General features: G+C 51.6%; 19 protein-coding genes and 2 pseudogenes. 18 read left to right on the top strand and 3 right to left on the bottom strand.

The features are described from left to right. Positions 1-6 precede the first annotated feature (6 nt). Positions 7-408, bottom strand: a complete 402-nt coding sequence (locus P0X86_RS22005; RefSeq protein WP_277746434.1) for a hypothetical protein — start codon at positions 406-408, stop codon at positions 7-9. A 252-nt stretch (positions 409-660) separates the two neighbouring features. On the opposite strand from P0X86_RS22005, the pseudogene P0X86_RS22000 reads away from it, so the two are divergent. From P0X86_RS22000 to P0X86_RS21915, 18 genes and pseudogenes are all read left to right on the top strand, one after another. Continuing rightward, a pseudogene (locus P0X86_RS22000) lies at positions 661-759 on the top strand (DinB family protein); the annotation flags it as partial. Then, positions 756-1,667 carry a sugar phosphate isomerase/epimerase family protein gene (locus P0X86_RS21995; RefSeq protein WP_277746433.1) on the top strand — a complete coding sequence of 304 codons (912 nt, stop codon included), beginning with the start codon at positions 756-758 and terminating at the stop codon, positions 1,665-1,667. The pseudogene P0X86_RS22000 and the gene P0X86_RS21995, both read left to right, overlap by 4 nt. 96 nt (positions 1,668-1,763) lie before the next feature. Further along, a complete protein-coding gene (locus tag P0X86_RS21990) occupies positions 1,764-2,555 on the top strand; it encodes a lipid II flippase Amj family protein (protein ID WP_015736440.1) in 792 nt (263 codons plus the stop codon). A 47-nt stretch (positions 2,556-2,602) separates the two neighbouring features. Next, positions 2,603-2,899 carry a hypothetical protein gene (locus P0X86_RS21985; RefSeq protein WP_277746432.1) on the top strand — a complete coding sequence of 99 codons (297 nt, stop codon included), beginning with the start codon at positions 2,603-2,605 and terminating at the stop codon, positions 2,897-2,899. Between the two features lie 291 nt (positions 2,900-3,190). Continuing rightward, entirely contained in the window at positions 3,191-3,889 is a 699-nt protein-coding gene (locus P0X86_RS21980; protein ID WP_015736438.1) for a FadR/GntR family transcriptional regulator, read from the top strand. 91 nt (positions 3,890-3,980) lie between these two features. After that, positions 3,981-5,330, top strand: a complete 1,350-nt coding sequence (locus tag P0X86_RS21975; RefSeq protein WP_277746431.1) for an acyclic terpene utilization AtuA family protein — start codon at positions 3,981-3,983, stop codon at positions 5,328-5,330. Positions 5,331-5,343: 13 nt separating this feature from the next. Continuing rightward, a complete protein-coding gene (locus P0X86_RS21970) occupies positions 5,344-5,670 on the top strand; it encodes a DUF4387 domain-containing protein (protein ID WP_009589826.1) in 327 nt (108 codons plus the stop codon). A 3-nt stretch (positions 5,671-5,673) separates the two neighbouring features. Further along, a complete protein-coding gene (locus tag P0X86_RS21965) occupies positions 5,674-6,567 on the top strand; it encodes an ABC transporter permease (protein ID WP_009589957.1) in 894 nt (297 codons plus the stop codon). Between the two features lie 14 nt (positions 6,568-6,581). Further along, a complete protein-coding gene (locus tag P0X86_RS21960; protein WP_009589953.1) occupies positions 6,582-7,454 on the top strand; it encodes a carbohydrate ABC transporter permease in 873 nt (290 codons plus the stop codon). A 65-nt stretch (positions 7,455-7,519) separates the two neighbouring features. Continuing rightward, on the top strand, positions 7,520-9,013 hold the full coding sequence (locus tag P0X86_RS21955) for an extracellular solute-binding protein (RefSeq protein ID WP_213579241.1): 1,494 nt from the start codon (positions 7,520-7,522) through the stop codon (positions 9,011-9,013). 13 nt (positions 9,014-9,026) lie between these two features. After that, positions 9,027-10,181, top strand: a complete 1,155-nt coding sequence (locus tag P0X86_RS21950; protein ID WP_213579240.1) for an ADP-ribosylglycohydrolase family protein — start codon at positions 9,027-9,029, stop codon at positions 10,179-10,181. Between the two features lie 63 nt (positions 10,182-10,244). Next, on the top strand, positions 10,245-12,365 hold the full coding sequence (locus tag P0X86_RS21945) for an ADP-ribosylglycohydrolase family protein (protein WP_277746430.1): 2,121 nt from the start codon (positions 10,245-10,247) through the stop codon (positions 12,363-12,365). A 20-nt stretch (positions 12,366-12,385) separates the two neighbouring features. Beyond that, entirely contained in the window at positions 12,386-13,297 is a 912-nt protein-coding gene (rbsK, locus tag P0X86_RS21940; RefSeq protein WP_096776766.1) for a ribokinase, read from the top strand. A gap of 150 nt (positions 13,298-13,447) precedes the next feature. Continuing rightward, a complete protein-coding gene (locus tag P0X86_RS21935) occupies positions 13,448-13,633 on the top strand; it encodes a hypothetical protein (RefSeq protein WP_081746334.1) in 186 nt (61 codons plus the stop codon). A 239-nt stretch (positions 13,634-13,872) separates the two neighbouring features. Then, positions 13,873-14,421, top strand: a complete 549-nt coding sequence (locus tag P0X86_RS21930; RefSeq protein ID WP_096776843.1) for a nucleotidyltransferase family protein — start codon at positions 13,873-13,875, stop codon at positions 14,419-14,421. 105 nt (positions 14,422-14,526) lie between these two features. Further along, positions 14,527-15,243, top strand: a complete 717-nt coding sequence (locus tag P0X86_RS21925; RefSeq protein ID WP_213579238.1) for a class I SAM-dependent methyltransferase — start codon at positions 14,527-14,529, stop codon at positions 15,241-15,243. After that, complete coding sequence (locus P0X86_RS21920; RefSeq protein ID WP_096776764.1) at positions 15,237-15,695, top strand: NUDIX hydrolase; 459 nt, start codon at positions 15,237-15,239, stop codon at positions 15,693-15,695. Before P0X86_RS21925 ends, P0X86_RS21920 begins: the two co-directional genes overlap by 7 nt. After that, positions 15,692-16,264 (top strand): histidine phosphatase family protein, encoded by a 573-nt coding sequence (locus tag P0X86_RS21915; RefSeq protein WP_277746429.1) that lies wholly within the window; start codon positions 15,692-15,694, stop codon positions 16,262-16,264. Before P0X86_RS21920 ends, P0X86_RS21915 begins: the two co-directional genes overlap by 4 nt. An 83-nt stretch (positions 16,265-16,347) precedes the next feature. Here the strand turns inward: P0X86_RS21915 and P0X86_RS21910 are convergent, their stop codons facing one another. Together P0X86_RS21910 and P0X86_RS21905 are read right to left on the bottom strand one after the other, a co-directional pair. Continuing rightward, entirely contained in the window at positions 16,348-17,598 is a 1,251-nt protein-coding gene (locus P0X86_RS21910; protein ID WP_015736427.1) for a methyl-accepting chemotaxis protein, read from the bottom strand. Positions 17,599-17,781: 183 nt separating this feature from the next. Then, positions 17,782-18,379, bottom strand: a pseudogene (locus tag P0X86_RS21905) (class I SAM-dependent methyltransferase); the annotation flags it as partial. Positions 18,380-18,482 lie beyond the last annotated feature (103 nt).

The raw sequence follows: 18,482 nt of genomic DNA, 5'->3' as shown, positions 1-18,482 counted from the left end.
CGGGATTTAAAATTTGGCATCTTTGATCATTTCGTAGACAGTCAGGGAATCCTCACGAACTTCCAGTGCGACCACGGTATCGTCCTTTTGGAAAAAGTGAACATGGCCCATTTGTTTTTCTTCCAATTGGGTCCAGCCTGCGGCTTGTATCTCTTCGAAGTAGCGCTTAGGCGTGGCCAAGCCCTGTTCACCGCCGATGCCCTTCACCTCGTATTTAGCGCCGTTATCAATATTAGGGTTCTGAGGTTCCGGAATGGACTGCATTAGCGCTGCACTTTCCGGGATTGGAAAGTAGTCATCCACGGACGAAGGCTTGTATCCGTCGACGGGCTCCTCGTATCTTGGCGTACATCCGACCGCAAGCAGGAATAGAGGCAGCACAATAATGGCGGTTAAGTATTTTTTCATATGCATCGCTCCTTATATGTAAGGAACGCCGCAAAGCTGGAAAAGGTTGCGTATCTTTTTACAAAACGGACGAATGATTCTTCGAATCACTATGCCAAGTGCTCGGAACATCGAAAAAATCTTACTAGACCCGTTGCTGCTGGATACGCAGGAGGGAAATAATGTTAAAATAAGTTTGGGCGAATAAAGGCTGAGTCGTGATTTCCGTGCCGGCCCCGGTAAGGAAAGTACATAACTAAGAAACGAAGGTGATGGCACGCAAATTACTATTTTATGTGGTTCCACGTCTTTGAGGACGAGATCAACCATCGCGGGCAAATTCGTCTTATTCGAAAGAAGCTGAGCACATGACTCAAAGCCGTTTACAGATAGGCATGTGGGATCAGTTTACGGAAGAGCGATGGGAACGGCTTGCGGACAAACATATCAGCGGGATGGAAATATGCAGCTTTCCGAATCGGGAGGCGTTGGTTGAAGTCAGCGATTTTTGCCGTAACCGGCGGATCGCGTTCGGTGTTCATGCCCCGATTCTTCGTGAAGCGGGATATCGGTTGCCACAAGTCAATGCACCCGAACCCAAGGTCTTTCGGGAAGCGCTTGAACAAATCTCGGCCGAGGTTCGGTTAGCCTCCAGTATGGGGGCAGATTATATGCTGTTTCATTATCCGTTTTATCCGGTCTTTCAGGAGCCTTTCACGCCGTACCCGAGACTTCCTAGCCCCGAGGAGCGTTACAGTTACAGCCAATTGAGCAAAGAAAGATTCCGGGAAATGTCGAAGCGGTTATTTGAGTTTCTCTGTGAACTCCAGCTTCGCTATGGGCAGCGCATTGTGCTAGAGCATGATTTCTTTGGAGATTACGGGGATGTGCTGATCGATAGCTTTCACGCTTATCCCGACATCGGGTTTGTGCTGGATACGGCCAGGCTTGATATTGCTCGCAGGGCCTTTCAAGGTTTTGACCCATACCCATTTCTCGATCGGATGGCATCCCGGATTTATTTGGTCCATTACAGTAACGTATGGTACGAGAAGGACAAGTTCACGCATCATCTGCCGGTGCTGCCGGAGCATGATCATGATGCGAACTATGGCGAAGCCTATGCCTATTTGCAATACGTTGCCGCCCGTAATTCACGGTTCCATGTGACGTTTGAACATAACGCGAGCCTGATCACTCGGCAGCAATTACAGAATATCTATGACCGGACGGCATTCATGCTTCAAGAGCAGGGAGGGCACGTACTAATCCGGCCGTAAATGCGATAGACATATAGGGAGAAACAGACTGCAGATTCAATCGGTGACATGATATGGTACGACTTAGCCTGCACCTCAGGTGGGGAGGAACCCTCTATGATACAGAGCTTGATTGTTGTGTTTGTCCTGACGATGATTATTCATACGGCGGAGACGTTGTCATACTCTGCGAGATATGCCGGAGTGAAATTGAACAAAATTGCGGTGGCGTTATCCTTGACCGGAATCATTGTGCTGGTTTCCCGGACGTCCAACCTGGTTCAAGCTCCGCTGACGGGCAAATTCGTGGATTATGCAAAAGTGGATCCTTCGTTTGACGTGCTCTCTTATTTCAGGGCGATATTGCTGGCTGCATCGATCGGAACGATTGTCGCGATTGCATTGTTTCCTACCTTCGTCAATCTGTTCAGCCGCATTATCAGTAAACTGGAGGTCGCCGGATCCATTCCGAAGCTTGTATCAAGCGTGACCATCGGTCAGCTCAAGAATACGCGGCATTACATCAGGAAGCCGAATCTGAAGTGGAGCCAGTTTCGCTACTTAGGCGTACCTAAACGGTTCATTTTGCTGAATATCGTGGTTACGGCTTTTTACACGGTAGGTGTCCTGGCATCCCTGTATGCCGCGCATCTCGTTCCCCAGTACAGCACGATGGCCTCCCAAGCATCCGGACTGATCAACGGGATTGCAACGATTATCTTAACGATATTTATCGATCCCCAGCTTGGTTTGATTACGGACAAAGCCACCCGTAATGAGGAAGCGAGGGAACAGCTGGGCAAGGTGTATACGATGCTGATGGTTTCGCGGTTTTTCGGAACGATGCTGGCCCAGCTCGTGATTATTCCGGCGGCTTACGTCATCAGTGAGATTGTGAAATGGATATAAAGACGGTGGTATTGGTTAGAAAACAAGAACGAGAGAGGAGGGGGATCATGATGACGCGTAAACGTCTGGCGATGGAATCCGTGCTGTTTGCCGCAGCGATCTATATAGGCTATTTTGCATTTATGATGCTGCAAGGGATGGTGCTAACAAAAAGACATGCGCAGGATCTGGATCTGGCCAAGCAATATGAACGGATGGAAACCCTGCAGCCCCAGGTAACGTTTGGAATGATGGAGCGGAGCAGCGGGTGGCAAACAGCAGCAGCGATCGGAGGCTTCGTTCTATTGGGCGGCTTATATGGTTACATAAGATGGCAATGGACCAAACGGAGATCGCAGTCATAAATTTGAAGTCTTAGAGCACAAACCCTGTCATGGATTTTCGTCCACGGCAGGGTTATTTATTTCGTTCCATGGATCGCCGTCTAGAGGCGCTCAATCGCCCAATATATCGGATGATTGGATGACCCAATTATCCGGTTTCCACTGCCTTATAGGTCAAAACTACCGTAATTTTATCGATGAAAGCGCTATTTTTATGCTTGACAGCCTATTCAGATGCGTTTATGCTAAACGTGCGGTTAATTGGATCACCCAATTATCGTTTGCGCAAGTAGGGATAGAGAGGGTAGTCATATGACCATTAAGAAGATTAAATATCATCGGGTGTACGAGGATGTTATCGAACAGATCAAGAATCTGATTCTGGAAGGGAATCTGGCTCCGGGTGATGTCCTGCCGACAGAACGGGAGTTGGCCCAGTCCTTCGGCATTAGCCGCGGAACGTTGCGGGAAGCCTTTCGTATTCTGGAGCGCGAAGGATTGATTGAAGCCAGACCGGGCGGCGGACGTTTCCTGAGCAAGGCCCTGGACGTTGCCGAGGATCGCAGCCGAATTCTGGACAACATTGAACGCGCTACCATCATCGAGTTGTTAGAGGCGCGTGAATTGTTCGAGACGGGAATCGTGGAACTGGCGGCGAAGCGGGCAACCGATGAAGATATTGCCGAGATTGAGGCAGCCTTCGCAACGTGGGGGGAGATCGATCAGAACGCGGAGGATCGCTCGAAGCCGGATCAGGCATTTCACCTGTCGATCGCCAAAGCCACGCATAACGTGGTCCTTGTCAATATGATTGAACTGCATATGGATTTGCTTCAGCGGACGCTGAGCAAAACAGCGCAGATTCCGGGGCGAAAGAGCGAGGTCTACGAAGAACATTTACTTATTATGCAAGCCATTAAGGAACGGGATCCGGTAAAAGCGAAGCTGGCTTTGCTGAACCATCTTAGCCGGGTCAAAGAAAACATACAGAAAAACCACATTCATGTTTAAGAGGGGGGAAAATGCACCCCTTTTAGCACAAATTGGATAATCCAATTATCCAATGGTCATGGGTGAATATGTGGGTAGAGAGGGACTGCAGATGAATACAGACATTCGAATTCTATCACCCTGCGGCATGCTGGGATATGGCTTTCCTGAACAATCCTTTATGAACGGACTGGAGTTTGAACTGCACGGCATCGTCGTGGATGCAGGATCTACGGATGGCGGACCGCATAAGCTGGGCGCCGGCGTATCGATCGTCAGCAAGCGCGCGGTTAAGAAAGACCTGGACATCATGATCACCCAGGGTTTGCCTCGGAAAATTCCGATTATCATCGGATCGGCCGGCGGCTCGGGAGCAAGGACCCATGTGAACTGGACGCTGGATATCATTGATGAGATTTTGGATGAGCGGGGTCTTCAGGCCAAGGTGTCCGTTATCTGGGCGGATTTTACGCAGGAGGAAATCCATTTGGCAAGCGAAGAAGGGAGAATCAAGGGACTGAGCCCGAACATTCCGCCACTGACCCGCGAGCGGATTGATTCCACGAACAGCATCGTTGCTCAGATGGGACACGAGCCTATTGTGGAAGCGCTTAAACAAGGCGGGGACATTATCGTATGCGGCCGGGCTTATGATCCGTCCCCATTCGCGGCCATCGGGATCTATCATGGCAAGGACCCGGGGCTATCCTATCATCTGGGAAAAATATTGGAATGCGGCGCACTGTGCGCCGAACCTGGCACAACCAAGGACAGCATTCTTGGCACGATAAGCGATGATTCGTTTACCGTTCAATCGCTTAACCCGAACCGGACGTGCAGCCCGACCAGCGTTGCCGCCCATACCTTCTATGAGAAGGAACATCCGTATATTCTGCATGGTCCCGGATTCACGCTTGATTTGGAGAACTGCCGATTCGAGGAAGTGGAAAAAGGCGTCGTTCGCGTGACGGGCAGCCGATTCCTTCCGGCGGAGAAATATTTCATCAAGCTGGAAGGCGCAAGACGCGTCGCGTATCGGACCTTTGTGGTCGCAGGGATCCGGGACCCGATCCTGATCGGGAAGCTGGAAGAGGTTGAAGAATATGTGCGCAACCAGGCGCGGGAATATTACCGGGAAATTCCGGAATCGGATTATCGGATTCAATTCTACAACTACGGCAAGAACGGCGTTCTCGGAAGCAAGGAGCCCGAGTCGTTCGACGGGCACGAGATCGGCGTCATGTTCGAAGTGGTGGCCAAAACGCAGGAGTTGGCAAACAGCATTTGCGCGACGGTGCGTTCCACCTTCCTGCACTATGGCTACGAAGGCCGGAAATCAACGGCGGGCAATCTCGCTTTTCCATTCGCGCCAAGCGACATCGAGTTCGGTCCTGTGTATGAATTCTCCGTCTACCACCTGATGGAAATGAAAAATAATGCTTTTCGTATAGAGCATCGATAAGGAGGATCAAACCATGACTCAACTCGGCGATTTGGCGAAGGTGCTGCGAAGCAAAAACTCGGGCCCCTTCGAAATTACATTAGACGTGTTGTTTGATTCCAAGGAGCAATATGACAGAGTGAAACAGTCCGGCATCATATCGAAACGGACCATATGCGAGCTGTATCAGATACGGGAGGAGCAGATTCATCATCTGGTGTTTTTCGACCAGGCGCTGGGTTTCAAGATCACGATGTCGCGGGACATATCGTCGGGCAGCGTCGGCGACCGCGACGTGTATGGTGCCCAGCAGCATGCTCCCCTCATGAAGTTATCCATCGAACATGGGGAGGAGGGGTAAGCCATGAAGGTGTTAAGACGCTTAAGGCAGGATTGGGTATTATACGCGATGCTGTCGCTGCCTCTGCTCTACTTTTTTGTTTTTCACATCATTCCGCTGTACGGCATGAAACTCGCCTTTCAGGATTACCGGATTCTCGGGGATCATGTGTGGGTCGGGTGGAAGCACTTCAAGACGTTGTTCAGCTCCCCCGCCTTCACGAGCGTGCTGCAGAATACCATCATCATCAGTTTGATGAAAATCGTATTCGTGTTTCCGATTCCGATCATGCTGTCGCTTCTGATTAATGAAGTTCGGAGCTCGAAATACCGCAAATATGTGCAATCCGTGGTTTATCTGCCGCATTTCCTATCTTGGGTCGTGATTGCCGGGATCTGGATTAGTCTCTTGAACCCAGCCGAAGGCGGAGTCAATCTGATTGCGAATTTCTTCCAACTGCCATCCGTAGATTACATGACCAGTAAGGAGCATATCCGCTGGGTGCTCGTATTCTCCGAAATCTGGCGAAGCGCGGGTTGGGATTCAATCATTTATCTGGCAGCCATCATGAAGATCAGCCCAGGATTGTATGAAGCAGCCAAGATCGACGGGGCGACCCGGCTGCAGCAGATGAGGTACATCACGCTTCCTCATTTATACAGCACAGTTGTAACCGTCTTCATTCTGAATCTGGGCTTCTTCATGAATGCTGGTTTCGATCAGGTGTTTAACTTTATGAACGATTCCATCATCAGCGTGGTCGATATTCTGGACACGTATGTGTACCGGATCGGTATCGGAAACGGGCAGTTTGCTTATGCAACCGCAGCGAGCCTCTTCAAGGGCGTGATCGGCATCATTCTCATCCTGGGCACGCATTTCATATCGAAGCGCTTCTCGGGCAAGGGCGTCTGGTAAAGGAGGGATTTACGATGAGACGGCTTGAAATTTCCAAAATCGTCATTTATCTGATGTTGTTTGTATTTACGCTCATGGTCTTGGTTCCTCTCCTGAATCTGCTGGCGCTGTCTCTGACCGACCCCGGCAAAGCCCATCTGATGGGCGGTCTGGACATCATACCGAAGGGATTCTCAACGATCAACTACCAGCTGTTGTTGTCCAATCCCTTGATCACGGGCAGTATTCTGAATTCGGTATGGATTACCGTGGCAGGCACATTCCTGAATCTGCTGCTGACCTCCATGGCAGCGTACGTGCTGGCCAGAACCGAGTTTATCGGGAAAAAGGTCGTGTTGTTTTTCCTGATCGTCATTATGGTATTCGAGCCGGGCATGATTCCCGAATACCTGCTCGTGAAGGATCTCGGACTGATGAATACGTTAACTTCGCTGATCCTGTACAAAGCGATCAACGTATACTATCTCTTTATTCTCATGCGGTTCATTCAGGACATTCCGGAGGAGATTTTGGAGGCATCCCGAATCGACGGCGCAGGCCATTTCCGCTTGTACAGCCGCATCATCCTGCCGCTCTCCAAACCGGGGCTGGCGACCTTGGGCTTGTTCTACGGGGTGTATCACTGGAATGAATATTTCCGGGCGACGCTCTATATTTCGGACCCGACCAAATGGCCGCTGCAGGTCGTGCTCAGGCAGTTTGTTGTCCGTAAGGACAATACGTCCCTGATCGGGAACCAGAACATGTTCGACAGCTCGATCAATTTTGATTTCGCTTCCCTGCAGGCAGGTACGATCATGATCGCGATTGTGCCGCTGTTATTCCTATATCCGTTCATTTTGAAATATTACGCCAAAGGCGAACTGGAGGGCGGAGTCAAGGATTAAGCTAAGGAAGGCAGCTTAACTTAAGGCATGAATGTTCAAATTCAAAAAAGGGGAGAAAGATGAACATGAAAAAATTAAGCCTGTTATTAATCGTTGCCATGCTGGTTATGGTCATGTCGGCATGTACATCGAATTCGAAGACGCCGGGAGCGGGCCAGACCGAGCCCGGGACCGCGCAGCCTGAAGGAAGCGGTGATCCGGTTACGCTGAAGATCGTGTACAAGGATGAAGGAACGGCGAATCCCGTTTCCGTTAAATTCTTCGAGACCTTGGAGAAATCCCTGGCCGAAGACGAAGGCTTAAACGTGAAATTCGAGCTAGTGGATCTGGCACAGGGCAGTTATGCCGAGAACCTGAATCTGCTGCTGTTGGGCGGAACCATTCCGGATATCATCTACTTCCAAGGCGGCGACCAGCAAATTGCCGAACAAGGCCTGCTGGAGGATCTGACGCCTTACATTGAAAAATCCACTTACATTAAAGATATCATCGAGCCGCATAACCAAACGCGGATGGCAAGCTATCCGTATCTGCTGTGGATCAAACCGCTCGCACCGAAGACACCGGTCATCCGGGCCGACTGGTTTAATGCCATGGATAGCTCCAAGGCCTTGATGGAGAATCCGACCGTCGACAATTATTACGCCTTCTTTAAGGAATTGGTGGAGAAGAAGCCGGGTGAAGGCAAGCCGAGCTACGCGCTGACGGCAGCAGGCGATATTGCCGAGATCAATTTCATTTTCAATACGGCTTTCGGTTTGGATACGACTTGGCTTAAGAAGGAAGACGGCACTTATGAGTACTCCAAGGTTTCCCAGAATGAAAAAGAAAAGCTGACGTTCTACAACAAGCTCTACAAGGAAGGGCTGCTGGACCCGCAATTCATTACGAAGCAGTGGGATACCAAGGAAGATGCCTTCTATAAAGGGGAAGCTGCCGTTATTACGGGCACAGCCGGCAAAATCATCGATTTGTATGACGGAAGAATGCAGGAGCTTGGCGGAGAAGACGCTAACCTGATCGTGCTGCCGCCTGCCAAGGGTGAAGCTCAAGGCTTCGGGGCAACCGATGTAACGAAGGAATCCAGAGGACTTGCGATCTCTTCCCAGTCACCGAATAAAGAGGTGGCGTTCAAGGTCTTTGATTACCTTGCAAGTCCGAAGGGGCAAATGCTGGACCGTCTCGGTTTCGAAGGCGAGCATTATAAAGTCGTTGACGGCGAGATCGAGCTGAATGAGAAATATTACAGCGAATGGTATGCGCGTTTCTGGGAGCCGACCGAGATCAAATCCGAAACGCCTTTGAAAACGCCGCTATTGGGTGAGCCTGGAACCGAATCGTTGAAAATGGCTGGCGATTTCTACACGGAAGACAATAATTTCATCATCCCTGAGCAATTCATTGCGAACTGGGATGCGATGAACAATCTGTACAAGGAATATTCGACGGACTTTATTACAGGCAAGAAGGATTTGTCCCAATTCGACCAATTCGTTGAAGCATGGAATGCTGCAGGCGGAGCAGAGATAACGAAATACGCCAACGAAAACATCAAGTAAGGAGCCTATAACTATGACTTCGTTTCGTGACCGGGTGAGGGGCGTGGTGATATCCACCGCGCTCGGAGACGCAATGGGAGCTCCAATCGAGAAATTGACGTACGGGGAGATCAAGTCCAAGTACGGACGCGTGGAATCCCTCATGACAAGATGGCATAAGATGGACCTGCCCCCCGACGTCCGGCTTGGCCGGGTAAGGGGCGATGGCATTGTCACGGACGATACGCTGATGACCATTGCGCTCATGAACGTGTATCTTACCGAGGGCAGGCATCTGGATGCCTATGATATGGGCAACGAGTTCGTGAAGGAGATTGCGTTCCGCAAGACGTTTGTCCCTGAGCTGAATGAGGAGACGCTGATTATTGACCGATTGTTCTATCCGGAAAAATACATCTTCATGCGTCATGTGCTGGCCAATTGCGATCCGAGAGAAGGCGGCATCGGGAATATGGTGAACTGCGGGGCGGCAATGTACATCGCCCCGATCGGGATCGTCAATGCGGGCAATCCCAAGGCGGCCTATGATGAAGCCATCCTGTTTGCGATGGGTCATCAGAGCAGCTACGGCCTGGAAGCCGCGGGCGTGCTCGCCGCTTGCGTGGCGAAGGCCTTTGAGCCAGGGGTGAGTGTGGACGATATTGTCCGCACCGCCATCAGCCTGGCGAAAGACGGCACGAAAGCTGCCATTGTGGAGATGACGCAAGCCGCGCGCGATCTGCGGCAGGAGCGGGATGACATGGACAAAGTGATCGAGGTCTTGCAAGCGATCATGCTTAAATATTCGCCGATGGGCGATGACGTGAGCCGCCATATCGACAAGGTCGGCATCCCGAGCAACCATTATACGCCAAGCCGTTTATGGTCGATTGAGGAGCTGCCGATGGCACTGGCGTTCATCGTGCTCAATGACGGAGAGTACTACCGTTCGATTCTGGACGGGGTTAACTCCGGGCGGGATACGGACTCGATCGGCGTCATGGCCGGGGTGATCCTGGGCGCCATGTACGGCAGCGAGGTCATCCGCAAGGAAGATATTAAGCAGCTGAATAAGGTGAATCGTTTGGACCTGTGTGCCATCGCCGACCGGTTTAGCGGCATTGCCGCGAAGATCATCGAAGAGGATCTTCGCATCAATGAATCTCGGAAGAATATTGTGAGCCCATAGTTTTTTGCAAGCTATTGGAACCCAGCGGATGTAGAGGAATGGTTGATACAGGAGGGAGAGCAAATGATACCTAAACATTATGTAGAGACGGTATATGCGGGATTCATCGGCATGAACATTGGCATAAGGCTCGGTGCTCCCATCGAACCGGTAGCTTGGACGTATGAACGCATTCGGGACGTATACGGCGATATCCGGGATTACGTGAAGCCGTACAAAACCTTTGCCGCGGACGATGACGCAAACGGTCCGGTTTTCTTTATTCGCGCGCTGTATGACGATGCGACGGACCGTGAGCTTTCGCCGGAGGACGTGGGCAAGGCATGGCTCAATTACGCTAGGGAAGGGATCGGCATGTTCTGGTGGGGCGGCGAGGATATCAGTACCGAGCACCGCGCCTATGTGAATCTGCGCAAAGGCATCCCGGCTCCTCGTTCCGGTTCGATCGAGGTCAACGGCACGGAGATGGCGGAGCAGATCGGCGGCCAGATCTTCATCGATTCCTGGGGCCTGCTGTTCCCGGGGCAAGCGGAGAAAGCGGCGGATTACGCGGAAAAAGCGGCCAGCGTCTCCCATGACGGCAACGGGCTATATGGCGCCCGCTTCATGGCTGCTTGCATAGCCAAAGCCTTTAATGCTTCATCCATGGATGAGATTATCGCGGAAGGCCTGCGCATGATTCCGGATGACTCCACCTATGCGCGCGTAGTCCATGCGGTGACGGACTTCCACCGGGAGCAGCCTTCCGATTTCCGCGCTTGCCGCCAGTATTTGGAGGACCACTGGGGATACGATAAATATACGGGCGTATGCCACATTATCCCGAATGCGGGTGTGTGCGTGCTTGCCCTTCTGTATGGCGAGGGAGATTATGCGCGCACGGTCGAGATCGCTTCGATGTGCGGCTGGGACACCGATTGCAACGCAGGTAATGTGGGAACGATCCTCGGTGTTTACAGAGGTCTGGCGGGAATCCCGGAACATTACCGCAAGCCGATTAATGACTTCATCGTGGCTTCCAGCGTGTCCGGCTATTTGAATCTGGTCGATTTTCCGACATTCGCCAAAGAGCTTGCACTGCTAGGCTATCGCCTTAACGGAGAGAAAGCACCTGAAGAGCTGTTCCGTCGGGTGAAGCAGGGCGAGGTGTATTTCGATTTCGACCTGCCGGGATCTACGCATGGCTTCCGGACGAGCCATTCCTTCAAAACCCCGGTCGTTCGCCATTCGACGAAACAGGTTTATGACAGCAGAGGATCGCTGGAAGTGGTTTTTGACAGACTGGTTGAAGGCGACAGCAGCAAAATCTATTACAAACCGTTCTACCGGCGCGCCGAGTTCAACGATGAGAAGTATAAGCCGACCTTTGCGCCGCAGGCGTATAGCGGACAAACCGTATCCGCCCGCATTTATGTGGATCAGTGGGAAGGCGAACCGGTTACCTTGACTCCGTATGTGCGCAATACCTATACGCAGGAGGACGTGCGTTTGGCTGCGTTGACTCCCATGTGCGGAGAGTGGAACGCGGTGCAATTCGTCATCCCGGATACGGATGGTGCCATGATCGATGAGATCGGCTGGATACTCGAGAGCCCGTCGCCGCTCTTGAACCGTGCTATCGGAAGTTTGTTCATCGGGCAATTCCGCATCACGGGGGCTTCAGACTATACGATCGATTTTGCCAAGCAGGCCAAAGAGTTCGCTTCCGTCACCCCATTCTCGCATCATCGAGGGAAATGGGAGCTGCGTGACGGTGCCCTGCATTGTTCCTCAGAAGGGGATTCCTCCTCCTTTTCCGGCAATTATTATGCCGGAGATATGGAGATTGAGGCGACCATCAAACCGATATCCGGTACCAGCCATTGTGTTATTGCAAGGGCGCAAGGCGTCATGCGTCATTATCTGGCCGGCTTCGACGGCCCGAACTCCGTATCGTTTATCAAACAGGATTTCGGGATCAAGCGTTTGATTACGGCAAAATACGATTGGGCATTGGGTAAAGAATACCGCCTGAAGCTGGTGTCCGAGAAGGACAGGTTCATCTTGTATATTAATGGAGAGAATGTGCTGGAATGCAAGGAAACCGCCTATGCTCACGGCATGTTCGGTTTTGGTTGTCTGGAGGATGGCGAGAACGAGATCAAGGAAGTTCGCGTCCGTACATTCGAGCCGAAGCCGGTTTAACAGAAGGGAGCGGGTTAACTTTGCGCAAGCTGGTTGTCATTGGAAGCATCAATATGGATGTTGTGAGTAATGTAGCGCAGTTTCCCCAGCCGGGGGAAACGATTCACAGCAGGGACGCACAGTTTTTTCCCGGAGGCAAAGGGGCGAATCAGGCTGTGGCCGCAGCCTTGGCAGGTGCCGATTGCAGCATGGTCGGCGCCGTGGGCCTGGATCCTTTTGGAAGCACTTTGGTTGCTTCCTTGGAGGAGCGCGGCGTTGGCGTCTCGTCCGTTCTCACCAAGGCAGGCACATCCGGAATCGCGATCATCACGGTCAACGAAGAAGGCGAGAACTATATCGTGCTCTCGGAAGGAGCCAATGGGCGGCTGACCGAAGAGGATGTTGCCGCCGAAGTGAACTGGGACGGCGTATATGCGGTGCTGCTGCAGAATGAAATTCCGTGGCAGACGACACAGCATGTCATCCGATCGGCCAGCAAGGCAGGCGTTCGCGTCTGGCTGAATCCGGCCCCCGCGCGAACGATTCCGCACGAGGTGTTTCCGCTGCTGGATACATTGATTGTAAACGAAACGGAAGCAAGCGTGGTTAGCGGGCTGAGGGTGGAGGACGCAGCTTCGGCCGAGGCAGCTTCAGCATCGATCATCGGAAGAGGCACCTCCAACGTGATCATCACCCTTGGCGAGTTAGGGTGCTTCTATGGGAATGCGCGCGGAGAGCGTTTTAACGTTCCGGCTTTCCGCGTCAAACCCGTGGATACCACGGCGGCAGGGGATACCTTCATCGGTGCTTATGCGGCAGCTTGCACGGAGGGGCTGGATACGGAAGCAGCGCTGCGGTTTGCGACCGCAGCTGCTGCATTGACGGTGACCCGTCCGGGTGCTCAATCCTCCATACCGGCTAAGGAAGAGATTGTGGCGTTTATGAATACATGAATCATGCTGCTAAAGAGAGGGCGTTTACGGATGCCTTCTCTTTTTGTTGTATAATGCAAGATTCCATGGGAGCTGCCGACATGTTATGCCGAACCCTTTCATATATGTAAGAGTGACGATAATGAATCTATGGAATGGGGGATCTGGCAAATGGCAAAACAAAAAAGAGGCAAATCCTTATGGCACTTACCGACTCGCGCGCGCGGCACATGCCCGGTGTGCAAGAGTACCCGGACCAAACTGTTGTATCCTCGGACCAAATCGGACGGAACTGCCCTGAAAGTGTGCAAGCGCTGCGACGGGGCATCGCAGGAGCGGGTGGATGCGGCTGTGTAAGCAGCTTCCCGATACCAAGGAAGGACTAGAAGTCAGGGATTATTTGGAATATAATAGTTTTATCTAAGCGTGCATAGGCCGGTTTCCTCGTGAAGCGGTCTATGCTTTTTTACACGGATCAAGGTTCTCTGGGGCATACTCGCGCATGTTCGGCGGGGTTCGTAAACGTGAGGGACCTGGAGACGACGCGATTACAAGCAAGCTGGGATTCATATCAACCATTCATGGGCGGTGAAGGCATGTTAGAGGAACGGTTAAAGGAATACATAAGGCAGCACAAGCCATTGATGGCGGATTTGGGCATCGTTCGGGATTTAGCCCTGCCGCAATGTTATATTGCCGCGGGTTACATTCGAAATTATGTATGGGACATCCTGCATGGATTAGACGGGACGGACCGGCATACCGATATCGATGTCGTTTACTTCGATCCGGATGATGTGTCCGAAGAACGGGATGCTGCCCTGGAGTTGCACTTAAGGACCTCGACGGCGAACCCGAAATGGTCGGTCAAGAATCAGGCCAGAATGCATGCCAAGAATGGAGACGAGCCCTATCATTCAACCCATGCAGCGCTAACCCATTGGCCGGAGACGGCCACCGCGGTCGGGGCCAGACTGAACGTCGCAGGGGAGCTTGAGCTTTGCTGTCCTTACGGATTGGATGATTTATTCGCGCTTCGGGTTCGAAGAAGTCCTAACTTTGATAAACGGGGCTATTACTTGGAACGGGTACGCAAGAAACAATGGAAGGATCAGTGGCCGCGTTTAGCGATCATCGAGGATTAGATTAGAGTTTGCCGAGTAAGAGATACGATCGGCAAGGATTTAGGCATTCTTATGTGGAATTTGTTAGAAAGCGGCTGATAACGGCAGAAACAAGGGGTTATAACATTGAACATATTCGACCGAGCGCGTGAAAAGGAAAAGTCGTATCACGAGAAATTGTATGAAGAAGCCGTATTGTTTGAACCTGGGAGCTGGTTAGCCAAGCCCGTTCAGACCGTTCTGGATTTTTTGGACTTATTGCCGTTTCCGGATCTGCGGGTACTGGATCTGGGATGTGGCGTCGGGCGTAACAGTATCCCGGTTGCGCAGCGGATCCAATCGGGGAACGGGCAGGTCATCTGCGTGGATTTGCTGCCATCGGCTATCGACAAGCTGGTGCAGTATGCCGCGTTGTACGGCGTAAGCTCAAGCATCGAGGCACTTGCAGCAGACGTAGAGCATTACGAAATTGCCGAGGCGACTTATCACTACATTATTGCCTGTTCCTGCCTGGAGCATTTGAGCTCGGAAGAAGCCTTCGTATGTAAGGTCAAACAAATGCAGGCTGGAACCGTGGACCAGGGCATTCACTGCATCATGATGAGTACGGAAGTGAAGGAAATCGATCGGAAGACTGGTTTGGAGGAAAAGGGGTTAATCGAGTTGAATCTGTCGACCGAAAGGGCCTTTTCCATCCTTGATGAGCTGTATTCGGAATGGGAAATCTTAACGAGGCGGCAGGTGCAGCAGGATATTCAAGAAGTGAAGGAGGGGAGAGACATTCTTTTCCGAAGTCAATGGATGACCTTCACTGCGAGAAAGGGAGGGGATGGACCATGGTGAAACATACGCATCTCGGCGTTTATGGAATACTGGTTCAGCATGATCATATCCTGTTGATCCAGAAAGCGAGAGGGCCGCATAAGGGGAAGTGGGATTTACCGGGCGGCTCGATCGAATTCGGCGAAGAGCCGGAGCATACCCTTCAGCGCGAATTTATGGAGGAGACCGGACTTGGTTCAATAAAGGGAAGCATTCGGACGGCCGTCTCTTATACGATCGTGTATCAGTATGAAGCGAATCAGATGGAAGAGCTGCATCATATCGGCATTATTTATGATGTCGAGCTGCTGGATGATCAAGCTAGAATCCAAACGGACGGTGACGGTCAAGACTCCTTGGGAGCCAAATGGATTCCGATTGACACACTGGGATTGCTGCCGTTAACGCCGTTTGTCGAGATGATGATGGAGCCCGAATTAGAGACGAATCCAGAAGCGGGGATCGAAGAATGACGATGATATATTTTGTGAGACATGCGGAATCCCCATTTATCGAGGGGAAGGAACGGTCTCGTGAATTGTCGGCGCAGGGATCTCATGCTGCGGAGCGAGTGAAAGAGATGCTGCTGGATGAAGGGATTGACGCGATCCTGTCGAGCCCTTATCAGCGAGCGAAGGACACGGTCCAACCATTGGCGGACGCTTTAGGATTACCGATTGCGGAGCAGGAGGACTTAAGAGAACGGATGGCCGGCGATTTGCAGGGACATTCCTTCCTTGATGCCAAAAAGAAACTGTTCCAGGATTCGGCCTTCTCCTTCCCCGGAGGAGAATCCGGTAAAGCCGCGCAAAGCCGTGCGATCCGGGCCTTCGAGATAATTTTGAATGCATATGGAGGCAAGCGGGTAGCGATCGGGACGCACGGCGATATCATGACACTCATGCTCCAGCATTATGATGAGCGCTTCGATTATCATTTTTGGCTGGGAACCACATTGCCTGATATTTACCGCGCCGAATTTGAGGAAGGGCGGCTTGTGAACCTCGCGCGGTTATGGAGCGAGCATCAAGAGGAAAGGTGATAAAAAGGCCAAGAATCTCGATAGATTCTTGGCCTTTAAGTTTAGTTACTATAAATGCGAGCTTATGTAGACTGCTTCGCTGCTTAAAATTTGAAAATATTGATGGTTTTCTGCAGCCGGAAAACGGCGTTATTCATCGCTTCCGCTTCTTCGGCCATCTTCTGGATCGACGAGATGCCTTCGTTCATGGAGGCCGACACTTGCTCCGTTCCGGCAGCGGATTGCTGCGTGATCGCGGATATATTCTGAATCGCGGAAGAAATGCTCTGCGCGCTATCCAGCATGGACTGGCTTTCCTTGGAGAAAGCGGCGATCTGTTCCGAAATATACTGCACGCTGTTTACGATCTCCATAAACACAAGCTCTGCTTCGCGGATCATTTCGGTCTGCTGCCTGACGACCTCCTCATTGATTTTGATGTTTTGGGACGCGTGTTTGATGTCCGATTCGATGCTCCGAACGAGATTGAATACTTCCCGGGTTGAAGACGTAGATTCTTCGGCCAGTTTACGCACCTCCTGGGCGACAACGGCAAAGCCTGCGCCATGCTCGCCAGCTCTGGCCGCTTCGATGGATGCGTTCAGGGACAACAGGTTGGTCTGATCGGCAAGCTCGGAGATCGTCTCCGTAATCTTCGTGATTCCCCTGGCGCTTTGGGCCAACGCATCGATGGATTCCGAAACCTTGGCTGTCGCTTCAATGTTTCGCTGCATCCCTGCTGACTGCTTGGCTACCGAATCCCTTCCTTGTTCAACCAGTCCCAGCGTTTCGATCGAGCGGGTATTCATTTCCTGAGTCGAATGCGTATAATTGCTGACCTTCTCTTCGATCTCACGGATGGAATGCGTCATTTCGGATACGTCTTCCGAAATTTCGTTGGCGCCGACGGCCAGCTCGTTGGAGGAAAGGGAGACTTGATTCATCACTTGAATAAGCTCCTGGTTTTTAATCGAGATGCTTGAGCTTGACGTCATCACCTGACGGGTGATATCCGAGGTTTCCTGCAATATTTTGCGAAGCTTGTCCACCATGCTGTTGAAGGTTCTGCTCAGATCGTTCATGCCTCCCACCTCCTCCACCTGGAAGGTGAAGTCGCCTTTGGCGATTTTGGCGGAAACGCTGGAGATTTCCGCGAAGGAGTTCGTAAGCGTTTTCTCAATGAGGCGAGAAAGAGGAAAAGTAAGCCCGGTTAGTACCACGACGATGACCACGCCAATGATTGCTTTACCCATCAGAATAAACGCAAGCAGCATGGGTACCGCAAACAAAGCGGCAATGAGATAACAGGCTGCGGTGATTTTTTGAGACATAGGGAGTCTGTTGAACCATGCCATAAGAATGAGTCCTCCTCAACAACATAGGATATATTTACCATGATTATAGCATCGACGGGCTAAACTAGATATAACGAATTGACAAAAAGTGTTGAATTAGGTCGAAAGAACTGAGTGTGATGGGAGTGAGGGGAAGCATAGCCATATGCAGATCCCCTCTTGATGCATAGAGATGAGGCCGGATTATTTCACTGCACGAAATAAGACGGAAGCGAGATAATCCGTATTATCCAGAATCATGCGGTCATGCTTGAACAGCGTTTCCCAGAGCGCAGCATCGAACAGGAGTCCTTTATCGCGCTGCTCAAACGCATCCAGATGACGGGTTTGCTCTTCCTTTAATTGCTCGTTGAAGTGGTTGTACTCCAAAAATTCAGCCTGCTTAAAACCGCAAGACAAAAGGGACCCCGCCCATTCTTCCCTCATCATCAGATTAGGAATGCCGAAGAATTCGAGCAGCTCCTTAAGCTTCGGCTCCGGCATCGGCTTATCCAGCAGCAGTTCCCTGTCCAGCAGGACGCCTCCGCGATCCAGAACGCGGTAATATTCGGGCAGCGATTTCGAGGTATCCGTAAATACGGTGACGGACTCGGCCATGATCAGATCAAACCGGTTGTCTTCAAAAGGCAGCGCGCATACATCCGCCTGCAGGAACTCCACGTCCATACCCATGGCTTCGGCTCTTGCGCGGGCTTTTTTTGATCATATTTTCGTTCAGGTCAATGGCGGTTACTTGATAACCCATCTCCGAAAGATGACAGGCGGTTCTGCCGGTTCCGCACCCTACCTCCAAAATGCGGCTGCCCGGTTGAATGGGATAATTCTTCAGCATTCTGAGGGTTGCCTCGAATCCTCCCGGGTGGGCACTGCCCATGCCTAATCTG

It is taken from the genome of Paenibacillus sp. BR1-192 (genome assembly GCF_029542445.1).
GTDB lineage: Bacteria > Bacillota > Bacilli > Paenibacillales > Paenibacillaceae > Paenibacillus_AQ > Paenibacillus_AQ lautus_A.
Note: the sequence above shows the minus strand (reverse complement) of the source record. Positions and strands in the feature narration are given on the sequence as shown.